Annotated in this window: 10 protein-coding genes; 2 read left to right on the top strand and 8 right to left on the bottom strand. The window is 68.9% G+C overall.

All coding sequences use genetic code 11. The features are described from left to right. Positions 1–133 precede the first annotated feature (133 nt). Positions 134–2,146 (bottom strand): phytase, encoded by a 2,013-nt coding sequence (locus tag AC07NI_RS22630; protein ID WP_494623315.1) that lies wholly within the window; start codon positions 2,144–2,146, stop codon positions 134–136. 59 nt (positions 2,147–2,205) lie between these two features. Further along, positions 2,206–3,687 carry a CYTH and CHAD domain-containing protein gene (locus AC07NI_RS22625; RefSeq protein ID WP_494623313.1) on the bottom strand — a complete coding sequence of 494 codons (1,482 nt, stop codon included), beginning with the start codon at positions 3,685–3,687 and terminating at the stop codon, positions 2,206–2,208. Between the two features lie 99 nt (positions 3,688–3,786). Here AC07NI_RS22625 and bioB point away from each other — a divergent pair, with 99 nt between their 5' ends. Beyond that, a complete protein-coding gene (bioB, locus tag AC07NI_RS22620) occupies positions 3,787–4,821 on the top strand; it encodes a biotin synthase BioB (protein WP_494623311.1) in 1,035 nt (344 codons plus the stop codon). 680 nt (positions 4,822–5,501) lie between these two features. Here bioB and AC07NI_RS22615 read toward each other — a convergent pair. The 6 genes from AC07NI_RS22615 to chvI form a co-directional block, all read right to left on the bottom strand. Beyond that, on the bottom strand, positions 5,502–5,726 hold the full coding sequence (locus AC07NI_RS22615; protein WP_494623309.1) for a CsbD family protein: 225 nt from the start codon (positions 5,724–5,726) through the stop codon (positions 5,502–5,504). A 328-nt stretch (positions 5,727–6,054) separates the two neighbouring features. After that, positions 6,055–6,324: an HPr family phosphocarrier protein gene (locus AC07NI_RS22610; RefSeq protein WP_494623307.1), complete on the bottom strand. Its 270-nt coding sequence runs from the start codon at positions 6,322–6,324 to the stop codon at positions 6,055–6,057. Between the two features lie 3 nt (positions 6,325–6,327). Then, on the bottom strand, positions 6,328–6,735 hold the full coding sequence (locus AC07NI_RS22605) for a PTS sugar transporter subunit IIA (RefSeq protein WP_494623305.1): 408 nt from the start codon (positions 6,733–6,735) through the stop codon (positions 6,328–6,330). A gap of 74 nt (positions 6,736–6,809) precedes the next feature. Continuing rightward, positions 6,810–7,253, bottom strand: coding sequence for an HPr kinase/phosphorylase (locus AC07NI_RS22600; RefSeq protein WP_494623349.1), 444 nt, complete (start codon positions 7,251–7,253; stop codon positions 6,810–6,812). Further along, positions 7,253–8,878, bottom strand: a complete 1,626-nt coding sequence (chvG, locus tag AC07NI_RS22595) for a two-component sensor histidine kinase ChvG (protein WP_494623303.1) — start codon at positions 8,876–8,878, stop codon at positions 7,253–7,255. Before chvG ends, AC07NI_RS22600 begins: the two co-directional genes overlap by 1 nt. Further along, positions 8,853–9,572, bottom strand: coding sequence for a two-component response regulator ChvI (chvI, locus tag AC07NI_RS22590; protein WP_099575376.1), 720 nt, complete (start codon positions 9,570–9,572; stop codon positions 8,853–8,855). The genes chvG and chvI overlap by 26 nt, the downstream gene beginning before the upstream one ends. A gap of 207 nt (positions 9,573–9,779) precedes the next feature. Here chvI and AC07NI_RS22585 point away from each other — a divergent pair, with 207 nt between their 5' ends. Then, positions 9,780–11,480: a hypothetical protein gene (locus AC07NI_RS22585; RefSeq protein WP_494623301.1), complete on the top strand. Its 1,701-nt coding sequence runs from the start codon at positions 9,780–9,782 to the stop codon at positions 11,478–11,480.

Raw genomic sequence — 11,480 nt, 5'->3', positions numbered from 1 at the left:
GGGGTGGAGCAGCCCGGTAGCTCGTCAGGCTCATAACCTGAAGGTCACAGGTTCAAATCCTGTCCCCGCACCCAAGGGTCTTTTCGAGAAACAGCCGCCTTCGGGCGGCTTTTTTCGTTTCCGGGCTCCGATTTCACGGCAGTTTCAGCTTGGCGGCGATGGCCGACCACGGCACGAGCTTGAAGTTCTGGTGCTCGGGCGGCGAGATGTTGCGGCCGTCCTGGGCCACGAAAGCCCCGGCTTCCAGGCCCGCGCCGAGCGAGGCGCTGGTCACCTCCAGGCCGTCCGTCTCCGAGATCCCGTCGACGCCGGTGTCGCCATTGGCGGTGACCGCGAACCCGCCGACATAGGCGTTATCGCCCTCGCGCCGGAACACCGCGTAGCTGTTGTTGCCCTGGCTGGAGACGACCAGATAGCCCTTGCCGCCGGCCTGGGCGTAGAGGCCGACGCCTTCGAGGTCGTCCTTCAGCGCGGGGTTGTCGGCGACGCGGGCGATGGCCTTGCGAGCCGCGCCCGCCTTGGCGTCAGCGCCGAGTTTCCAGAGCGCGACGTCCTCTTCGGCGACATAGAGCGCGCCGGTGTCGTCGTCGGCGACGCAGCCTTCGGTCTGGGTGTCGAACTTGACGTCGCGTACCGGCTGGGCGGCGACCTTGCTGGTCTTGGTGGCGGTCAGCTTCCACTGGCGCACTAGGCCGTCGGGATCGCTGATAAACACGAAGGTCCCGCCCTTGCGGTCGCGGTACATGCACAGGCCATACGGGTCCGAGAGCCCCGTGGCCTGGACGCCGTCGGCGACGCTGGTCAGCTGGCGGGTGTCTGGATCGATCGTGTAGAGCGCGATCGCCTTGCGAGTCCGGTCACTGGCCGCGATCAGGGTCACGGTCTTGCCGGCGAGCTTGAAGCCGCCGCGCAGGTCGACATTGTTCATCTTGCCGTCGGGCAGGAACTGCAGGCGCTGACCAGACAGGTCATAGACCAGCAGGCCGCCCTTCTTGTCGGTGGCGATGATGGCGCTCTTGGCCGGATCGGTCGGATGGACCCAGATAGCCGGATCGTCGGCGGCGTCGCCGTCGTGGTCGACCGGCTGGGTCTCCATCGTCGGATGGACGAGCGCCAGCTTGCTGGGCGTGGCCTCCGGCGCGTCCTGGCCGGGCGACAGTTTCAGGGCCGAGGCGACTTCGCGCCACGAGACAATCTTGCTGTTGGCGCCGGCCTTGCGGTCGTCGGCGATCAGCAGGGCGCCGCCCGACAGGCTTGCGCCGACCGGGGCGCGGACGCCGAACAGACCCGAGGCGGCCTCGATCCCATCGACCTTGAAGCTGCCCACGAACCGGTCGTCCGCATTGCGGTCATAGACCGTGTAGTCGCCGGCGTCGGCATTGGCCGCGACCAGGTAGTCGCCGCCCTTGCCGCCGTTGAGGATGGCCAGGCCGCCGACCTCGCCGGCGAGGTGCCCCAGGCGGTTGATGTCGACGATGACCGGGACCGGCTCGGCCTCGGGATCGGCGTCGTAGCGCCAGATGCCGACCGCCTGCTGGGCTACATAGAGCGCGCCGCTGGCATCGTCGGCGACGCAGTACTTGGCTTCGGACGACAGGGTCAGGTGGCGCACGACGCGGCCGTCGATCTTGCCGTCGGGGGCCGCGAACAGCAGCCATTGATCGAGATTGCCGCTGCGGCTTATGGCGAAGGCATAGAGCGCGCCGTCGCGGGCGCTGCGGTGCAGGCAGACGCCTTCGCCCGAGAAGCCGAGCATCAACGGCTTGGCGTCGATCGCCGTGGTCTCGCCGCTGGCGTAGTCGCGGGCGAACAGGCGCAGGCGGCCGGCCTGGCGGTCCAGCGCGGCGATCAGGGCGCGCTTGCCGTCGTCGCGGGCGTCGATGGCGTAGACCTCGCCGCCGGGGATCGCGGCGGTGCGCTGGCCGTCGAGGCCGTACAGTTCCAGCCCACCCAACTCGCCGCTGGCGGCGATGACGCTGCGGGCAGGATCGGCTGGATCACGCAGCAGCACCACGCTGTTCGCGCCGCCCTGGGCGGTCGGGACGGTGGCGCCGATCACGCCCACGCTCGGCGCGACGGTCTGAGCCAGAGCGGGCGTGGCGGTGATCAGGGCCAACAGGCTGGCGGTGAGCTTCAGACGGTCCATCCTCCGCGCTCTAAGGCGGTTCTGTGTCAGATATTATCGTTCGGTGACGCCCCGCTCCCTCACCAGAACCGCTTGGCGTCGAGCAGGTCGTCCAGCGCCTCGCGGGCCGCGTCGAGCAAGGCGTCCTCTTCATCGACGAAGGCCACGCGCGAGACGTCGCGGACCTGGGCCGCGTCGCCCTGAGCCACGGTCTCGACCAGGGTCTGGCGGACGCTGCGATCGTTCAGGGCGCCCAGCGTGTCCTGCACCTTCCGCGAGGCTTCGAGGAAATGTTCGACGCGCTTGGGGTGATCGGGGAACAGTGGGCTGAGGTCCTCGACGGCGTAGCGCAGGGTCTTTCCCTTCAACCTCAGCCGGTGGCGCGCCTCGGCGTCGAGGTCGTCGAAGTGCTTGGCGCGGCTCTTCACCTGCTTGAGCCGATGATCGAGCACCTCGGCCGCGAAGGCGTCGGCGCGGCTGTCGCGCAGACGCGCCAACTGCGGATCGGTCGACCACTCGCCGGTCTCCAGCCAGGCGGCCGCTTCCAGCAGCACGTCGCGGGCCTGTGGGCTGGCCAGCGCCGCCTCCATGCGCAGATAGGCGTTGGCGCGGGCGGCGTTCAGGGCGCGCTCGAACTCGTCGCGGCCGTCGAACTTCGCCCCGTCACGCGCCGCGTCCCAGACCTCGCCGATGAAGACATCGAGGTCGCGGGCCATGTCGAATTCGCCGGCCAGCCAGTGCAGGCCGTCGTCGAGGATCTGGGCGGCGGCGTCCTGCGCCAACGGCTTGAAGATCTTCAGCAGCGCCCGCAGCCGCCGGGTGGCGACACGAGCCTGGTGCACGCCTTCGGGCTCGGGCCGCTCGCGCAGCGATTCCAGCGCCGAGCAGAGATGAGCGAGGTCGGCATGGCCCAGGGCCTGCAGCGCCTCGCCGACCGTGGCGTGCGGGTCCAGCGTCGCGGCCTGCCGGCGCGGAGAGGCGGCGTCATCGCCGGCGGCCAGGCCGTAGCCGCGCTCGGCCTTGCTGACCAGCGACAGCCGCAGCGGCACGTGGCGGGCGACGTCGCGGGCCAGATCGAACAGCGCGCTGGCCGGGCCGCTCTTCAGTTCCAGTTCCAGCTCGCAGACGGCAGCCTGACGCCCCTTCGCCAGCAGCTCGCCCTGATCAAGAGCGGCCTCGATCACCGCCTCGCCGACCTGGACCAGCCGCACGGTGCGCTCGACGCGGGTGGTGAACACCGGCGCCAGGGTCTGGCCGGCCAGCATGGCCGCGGCCGGAGTGCGGGACAGGGCGTCGCGGTCGGGATCGGGGCCGGCGATCGCCTCTTCCCATTCGCCGCGCGAGAATACCCCGCCGGCCGAGGCCGATTTCAGGGTCTGCTTGCGGCCGCCCTCGCCATCGCGCACTCGCAGGCCGAAGCCCGCCTTGCGCAGGATGTGGCCGGGAGTGTCGAAATAGGTGGCGTCCAGCTGGCGCACCGCGCCCTCGCCCCGCAGATGGGCCAGGGCTTCCGGCGCCGCCTCGGGCGGGATCAGGAACTTCAGTTCGATCTCGCGATCCATGACCTGACCAACTCCTGGGCCGCGCGTCTGCTCCCGCAAGGTGATGCCGCGTCGCCTGCGTCTTGCCAAGTGTTTGACGCGGGTCCAAACGTTCGCGCCATGAGTCAGATCAACGCTTCCCCCCGCCACGATTGGACCCTCGCCCAAGTCGAGGCCCTGTTCGACCTGCCGTTCATGGAGCTGGTCTTCCACGCCGCGACGGTTCACCGCGAGTGGTACGATCCGTCGGAAGTGCAGCTGTCGCAGCTGTTGTCGGTCAAGACCGGCGGCTGCGCCGAGAACTGCGGCTATTGCAGCCAGTCGGCCCACTTCAAGACCGGCCTCAAGGCCGAGAAGCTGATGGCCACCGAGGACGTGGTGGCCAAGGCCCGTGCGGCCCGCGACGGCGGAGCCCAGCGCTTCTGCATGGGCGCGGCCTGGCGCGAGCTGAAGGACCGTGACCTGCCCAAGCTGGCGTCGATGATCGGCGAGGTTAAGGCCATGGGCATGGAGACCTGCGCCACGCTGGGCATGCTGACCGCCGACCAGGCCAAGGCCCTCAAGGAGGCCGGCCTCGACTACTACAACCACAACCTCGACACCGGCCCGGACTACTACAAGGACGTCGTCACCACGCGCACCTACCAGGAGCGCCTCGACACCCTGGCCCACGTCCGCGACGCCGGCATGAGCACCTGCTGCGGCGGCATCGTCGGCATGGGCGAGACCCGCCGCGACCGCGCCGGCCTGCTGCATCAGCTGGCCACCCTGCCGTCGCATCCCGACAGCCTGCCGATCAACGGCCTGGTGCCGGTCAGCGGCACGCCGCTGGGCGACAAGGTGCTGGCTGAAGGCAAGGCCATCGACTCCATCGAATTCGTCCGCACCATCGCCGTCGCCCGCATCGTCTGCCCGAAATCCATGGTCCGCCTGTCGGCCGGCCGCGAGGGCATGAGCCGCGACCTGCAAGCCCTGTGCTTCATGGCCGGCGCCAACTCGATCTTCGTCGGCGGCAAGCTGCTGACGACGCCGCTCCCCGGCATGGACGAGGACAGCAAGCTGTTCCAGGACCTGGACCTGCGGCCGATGGGCGGCAAGGTGCAGGTCGAGGCCAAGGCGCACACGCACGAGCACGAGATCGTCGCGGCGGAGTAGGGCGGCGGCGACACGGCTCCGCCGCTTCACGCGGTGGGGCCGCTGAAGTTCTGAAAGGGACCGCGGAGCGCCGGGCCACGCCCGGAGTGTGTGAGTGAAGTACCGTTTCGACGAAGCCTTAGCGCTCCGCGTAGTCCGTTATCCGGAAGCCTTCGAGAGCGCGGGGTCTCAACCCGCTCCCGACGTTTGGGCCTCCGACGGGCGGGCCAGGGCGACGACCCCGGTCCCGGACGCACAGGCGGTTTCAGCCCGTGCCTGCCGCGCCCGCCGAGCCCTCGCCGCCGGAGCTTCGTCCCATGTTTCAGGGAACCCGCGCCCGGATCCGCCACGAAGGGACTCCCCGAAAGAAGCCCGGCGAGCGCTACCCGCTCGACCACCCCTGACAGCCGTCACGATCGCCGGCCGGACGTCCCTTTCGCGCTGTCAGGTGAGGAAGAGTATGGGGCGGGGTTGAGCGCGGATCATTCAGGGCCGCGTAAAATCGAGAAGTGGTTGATTTCTCGGAACTCCATCTTGCGAACGTCGAGGATACAGCGCCCTGTATCCCCGTAGATCCTCCCCCGCGTTGCGGGGGAGGTGGCCCGGAGGGCCGGAGGGGGCGAGCTCGGCCAGCTTCCAGTTAGCCCCCTCAGTCGCTTTGCGACAGCTCCCCCGCATCGCGGGGGAGCATCTGGGCGCCCCTACTTTTTGGCGTCCTTAACCGCGTCCTTCAGCTCACCCTGCTTCAAGTTCCCGGCGACCTTGTCCTTTTTGCCTTCGGACTTCAGGTCCTTGTCGCCGACGATCTTGCCGACGCCGGACTCGACCTTGCCCACGGTTTCCTGCTTGCGCCCGGCTTCCTTGTCGCAGGCGGCGAGGCCGGTCAGGGCGATCATCAGGGTCAGCGGCAAGACAAGGCGGTTCATGGGAAGGCTCCGAGGGGCGCCCCAAGCGGGGCCATGCCCCTACAACGCAAACTGCGCCGTTCGCGATCCGGTCTCGGAAGACCGCCGTGCTTACATCTCACGGCGAGACGATCGCAGGGCTGCGGCCTCCAGGAGATTTAAGGATCAGGTCGGCTTTTGACCCGCTGCGGAAATCTGGCGCAGTGCGTCCTTCGAGGCGCGCTGAGGAGCGCGCACCTCAGGATGAGGCATTCGGTGCAATGAGGTCCTCATCCTGAGGTGTGAGCCGAAGGCGAGCCTCGAAGGACGCACTGCGTGTCCGCTAACCACCCACAGCCGCCTCTCGGCGCTACCGCTCCTCGTCGAACCGGTTCGCCACCAGTTCGCACAGCGCTTCCACCGCCGACCCGGCTTCCGGGCCCTCGGCGGTGATGTCGATGGTCGAGCCGATGCCGGCGGCCAGCATCATCAGGCCCATGATCGAGCGGGCGTCGACGGAGGAGCCTTCGCGGCTGACGGTCACCTCGGCGTCGAAACCGGACGCCAACTTCACGAACTTCGCCGAGGCCCGCGCGTGCAAGCCGCGCTCGTTGACGATCTCGACCGTTCTTGAAGCCATGCCCTACTTTTCCCCCGCGAGCACGTAGGAGGCCACGGAGATGTACTTGCGTCCAGCCTCTTGAGCGTGGGCGACGCAGGCCTGCAGGGTCTCGCGCTGGCGCACGCTGGCCAGCTTGATCAGCATGGGCAGGTTCAGGCCGGCGATGACCTCGGCCTTGGTCTGCTCCATGACCGAGATGGCCAGATTGCTGGGCGTGCCGCCGAACATGTCGGTCAGCAGGATGACGCCGTCGCCGTCTTCGTCGACGGCGGCGCAGGCCTTCAGAATGTCGGAACGGCGGCGTTCCATGTCGTCCTCGGGGCCAATGCAGATCGCCTTCACGGCGGCCTGCGGCCCGACCACATGCTCCATCGCGGAGACGAACTCTTCCGCCAGACGCCCGTGCGTCACGATCACGAGCCCGATCATGCCTTGTATCTCAACAGGGATCCCCATTCCGTCGCGACCGGGAGAGCGTCGCGCGGGCGGCCTTGATACGCTCGTTAGGGAGCGACTCCAAGAGACTGCATCATGCGTCGGATTTTCAAGGGGGCGGAGGGTTCTCGCGGCCACAGGTCGAAAACGGGAACGGAAACACCCGTTATCGTCTCCTCGCGCGGATCGGGCAGGCGCTCGACGACGGCGGGGTCAGCGACGCAGCGGATGAGCAGCGCGATCTCGCAAAAGGGCAGGGCGCCAGCGTCGATCACGCCCAGGCCGCGCACTTCCAGCAGGCCGGAGAGGGTTTCGGGGGCCTTGCCGTAGAGGCGGCCGCCGGCGGCGAAGGTCAGCACCCGGTCGTCGGCGACCAGCCGGAAGCCGGCGTCGAGGGTGCGCAGGGCCAGGTCGCTCTTGCCGATTCCCGACGGCCCCTCGATCAGGGCGCCGCGCCATAGGCCATCCTGACGCAGGGCGATCAGGCCGGCGTGGCGAGGTTCGGAGCGAATCACTCGCGCACTTCCGGCAGCTCGACCACGAAGCGGGCGCCGACGACGGCGCCGGTCTGGTCCTTGCGGTTCTCTGCGTGGATCTGGCCGCCGTGGGCCTCGACGATCTGGCGGGCGATGGACAGGCCCAGGCCCGAATTGCCGCCGAACGCCCGGCCCTTGGGGCGCGAGGTGTAGAAGCGCTCGAAGATGGTCTCGAGATTGTCGGGCGGCATGCCCGGGCCGTCGTCGTCGACGATGACGGTGGCCTTGCCGCGCGGACGGATCAGCATGACCCGCACCTCGCCGTCGTCGGGGCTGAACGAGCGGGCGTTGTCGATCAGGTTGCGGAACACCTGGCCGATGGGGGTCTCGCGCGCCATCACCAGGACTGGCCGTGGTCCTTCGACGCCGAAGCGCACGCGGACGCTGCCGGGAGCCGGACCGGGCCGCAGCTGGGTCTCGTAGAGGCCGGAGACCTCGCTCAGCAGCTTGGCCAGGTCGATCGCCTTGGGATGCTCGCGCGACAGCTCGGCGTCCAGGCGCGAGGCGTTGGAGATGTCGGTGACCAGGCGGTCCAGGCGGTTGACGTCGTTCTGCAGGATGGCCAGCAGCCGCGCCCGGGCGGCGGGGTCGGTGACCAGGTCCAGGGTCTCGATGGCCGAGCGGATCGAGGTCAGGGGGTTCTTGATCTCGTGGGCGACGTCGGCGGCGAAGCGCTCGATGGCGTCCATGCGCTCGGAGATCGAGTGGGTCATGTCCTCCAGCGAGCGCGACAGGTCGCCCAGCTCGTCGCGGCGCTCGGACAGGTCGGGCAGGGAGATGGCGCGCGCGCCTTGTAGGCGCACGTGGTCGGCGGCGCGGGCCAGGCGCAGCACCGGCACCGCGATCAGGCGGTGCAGCAGCACGCTGGAGACCAGGATCGCGGTCATGGCCACGATGATGAAGGGCAGCAGGGCCTTGCGCTCGGCCGAGATGATCTCGTCGACATCGCCGGCCTCCAGGGTCAGGACGCCCAGCACCGCGCGGACGTGCTGGATGGGGATCGAGACCGACACCACCCGCTCGCCATCCTCGGACATGCGGGTGCCGGCGACCGGGCGACCCTTCATGGCGCGGGCGATCTCGTTGGACAGCGCCTTGCGGGCCTTTTCGGCGCGGGCCTGGGCGGCGGGGGTCAGGTGCGGGGCGGTGTCCTTGTCGCCCGGCTTGCGGGCGGGCGGCAGCACCTTCCAGTCCACGCGGTCGGCGACGACGAACGAGTCGGCGAGGGCCTTGCCGTGGGCGTCGAACAGCCGAGCGCGCTGGTTGCGCGGAATGAACAACACCTGCAGCAGCTGGCTGGCGACATAGGGGTCCAGCGCCGGCTCGGGCTCGCCGACCGTGGCGGTCTGGTCGATGACGTTGGCGATCAGCTCGCCCTGGGTGGTCAGGCTGTCGATGCGCGCGGCGACGAGGCCGCTGCGCAGCTCGTTCAGCACCAGGGCCCCGACGATGACGATCGCCAGGGCCAGCACGTTCAAGACGATGATCAGCCGGCCGAGCTTGGACCCGCGCGGCCAGACGAAGCGTCGCCTGGCCTTGGGGGCGACTTGGTCGCCAGCTTGGGGGCTCTGAGCCTCAGGACTCGCGGTAACGGTAGCCAACGCCGTACAGGGTCTCGATGGAGTCGAACTCGGGATCGACCTGACGGAACTTCTTGCGCATGCGCTTGATGTGGCTGTCGATCGTGCGGTCGTCGACATAGACCTGATCGTCGTAGGCGGCGTCCATCAGGTTGTCGCGGCTCTTCACGAAGCCGGGGCGCTGGGCCAGGGCCTGCAGCAGCAGGAATTCGGTGACGGTCAGGCGCACGGGGCGGCCGTCCCACAGGCTGTCGTGGCGGGCCGGGTCCAGCGTGAGCTTGCCGCGCTTCATCACCTTGGAGCCCGCCGCCGCGGCGGCCGAGCCGGCCATCGGGGCCAGATCCTCGTCGTCCGGGCGGGCGCGGCGCAGCACGGCCTTCACCCGCTCCAGCAGCAGGCGCTGGCTGAACGGCTTGTGCATGTAGTCGTCGGCGCCGAGGTTGAAGCCGAGGATCTCGTCGATCTCGTCGTCCTTGGACGTCAGCATGATCACCGGGATCTCGGACGTCTGGCGCAGGCGCCGCAGCACTTCCATGCCGTCCATGCGGGGCATCTTCACGTCGAGGATCACCAGGTCCGGCGGGCTGGCCTCGACCCCTTCGAGGCCGGCGACCCCGTCGTAATAGGCCTTCACGGCGTGACCATGGCTTTCCAGGGCCAGCGAGACGGAGGCGACGATGTTCTCGTCGTCGTCAATGAGCGTGATGGCGGCCATCTGGTCGATCTTGTCCTTAGCCTTTTCTTGGGCCGGTCGATCCTATCGGTCGAACGTCCTGGCTTCAACGCGCGGCGCGGTAAAGCTTTCCCTGCTTCTTCCTGGGGCTTTGCGGCGCGGCCAAGGCGCGATTGAGGCGCAGGGTGTCCCTCAACCTCACCTTAAGGTCTGGGGACCCATAGTGAGGTCACCTTCAGCGGGGCAGGCATGGGCCAGGTTCACTACGAACTCTTTGTCCGACGGAAAGTCGGCGCGCAGTGGACGCTCGAGATCGCCACGGAAAACCGCACGCATGCGCTGCAGGTGGCCGAGGACGTCCTCGTGCAGAGCCGCGCCATCGCCGTGCGCGTCAGCAAGGAAACCCTCGACGAGTCGACCGGCGAGTACAAGTCGATCGCCATCTTCACCAAGGGCATGGTCGACGGCGGCAAGCCTAAGAAGGAGGTCGAGGACCGCGATCCCCTCTGCGTGCAGCCGGCCGACCTCTACACCGCCCACGCCCGTGACCGCATCGGCCGCCTGCTGGAAGGCTGGCTGGTCCGTCACAAGGCCACGCCGTTCGAGCTGCTGCACCGTCCCGACCTCGTCGAGAAGCTCGAGGCGTCCGGCACCGACCTGCAGCACGCCCTGCAGAAGATCGCCATTCCGGAAGCCGAGGCGCGCGGCCAGACCGTGCACGAGGTCATCCGCCACTTCCAGGGGCTGGTCGAGCGCACGATCGCCAACCTCAACAAGGCCTTCAAGAAGGGGGCCCTGCCGGACCTCGACAAGGAAGGCTTCGCGAAAGCCGCCGAGCGCCTGGTCGCCGATCCGGACCGCGCCTTCCTGCTGGGGGCCGGCGTCGCCGCCTCGATCGCCCCGGCCGTCTCGTGGTCGGCCAAGATCGCCCGCCTCCTGGACCTGGCCGACGCCGCGCCGCAGGACCCGCGCGCCCGTGTCGGCGCCCTGGCCGCCATCGAGCAGCCGCTGGCCGAGATCATCGGCTCGCGCGCCGGCATGGCCGACCTGCTGGACACCACCAACGAAGACCTGGGCGTCACCCTGGCGGCCATGACCCGGATGACCGGCGGCATGGCGGTCGAGGCCCTGATCAAGATCGAGGCCAGCGTCCGCACCGTCATGCCGGAGCTGTCGGGCACCGCCAAGCGTCTCGGCGAATGGCTGTCGAGCGACAACTTCCCGAGCGTGCGCAAGGCCATCGCCGAGCGCGTGCTGGCCGAGCTGAACGGCGTGCGTCGTCTGAAGCCGACCGACGCCGAGGCCGAGATCGAGTATCTGCGCGCGCTCGCCATGAGCCTGACGGCCGCCGCCGGCCGCATCCTCCAGGCCGAGGACATCCAGGGCGCGTTCACCACCCGCTCCAAGACCCTGCTGAACGGCGACTTCATCGAGTCTCTGCTGGGCCGCGACCGCTCGGCCTATGAAGAGATCAAGATGCTGATCCGCCTAGCCGAGAACGTCATGGGCGCGGTCAACAAGCGCAACGCCGCCCGCTGGCTGAACGCCAATATCAGCGCCATGCGCTTCGAGAAGGAACTGCGCGCCGGCCCCGACTCGCCGGTCGCCAAGCTCAGCAACCTGGCCGGCCTGCAACGCCAGCTGGTCCGCTCGGGCCTGGTGCGCGAGGACTTCGAGCCGCTGTGCACGAAGCTGGGCGAGATCGGCGCGCTGATCGAAGGCGATACGCGCCTGCTGGCCATGCTGGTCCGCGCCCCCGCGCCGCTGCCGCACCGCCTGCAACTGCTAGCCAAGCTGGCTCTGGGCGAGGCTGGTCCCACCGGTCCGGTCGCCGACAAGGCCCGCAACGAAGCGCTGAAACTGGCCCGCGATCCAACCTCGCGCGAACAGCTCCAGGGCTCCCCGCAGACCATGGACCTGCTGAAGACCCTGCTGGCGCAGGCGGCTTAA

The organism is Caulobacter sp. GW821-FHT10E02, from assembly GCF_059415225.1.
This window is presented reverse-complemented; position numbering and strand designations above follow the sequence as displayed.

Coding starts and splice junctions, on each gene's coding strand:
- AC07NI_RS22630 (WP_494623315.1), bottom strand. CDS start 2,146: ATGGACCGTCTGAAGCTCACCGCCAGCCTGTTGGCCCTGATCACCGCC.
- AC07NI_RS22625 (WP_494623313.1), bottom strand. CDS start 3,687: ATGGATCGCGAGATCGAACTGAAGTTCCTGATCCCGCCCGAGGCGGCG.
- bioB (WP_494623311.1), top strand. CDS start 3,787: ATGAGTCAGATCAACGCTTCCCCCCGCCACGATTGGACCCTCGCCCAA.
- AC07NI_RS22615 (WP_494623309.1), bottom strand. CDS start 5,726: ATGAACCGCCTTGTCTTGCCGCTGACCCTGATGATCGCCCTGACCGGC.
- AC07NI_RS22610 (WP_494623307.1), bottom strand. CDS start 6,324: ATGGCTTCAAGAACGGTCGAGATCGTCAACGAGCGCGGCTTGCACGCG.
- AC07NI_RS22605 (WP_494623305.1), bottom strand. CDS start 6,735: ATGATCGGGCTCGTGATCGTGACGCACGGGCGTCTGGCGGAAGAGTTC.
- chvI (WP_099575376.1), bottom strand. CDS start 9,572: ATGGCCGCCATCACGCTCATTGACGACGACGAGAACATCGTCGCCTCC.
- AC07NI_RS22585 (WP_494623301.1), top strand. CDS start 9,780: ATGGGCCAGGTTCACTACGAACTCTTTGTCCGACGGAAAGTCGGCGCG.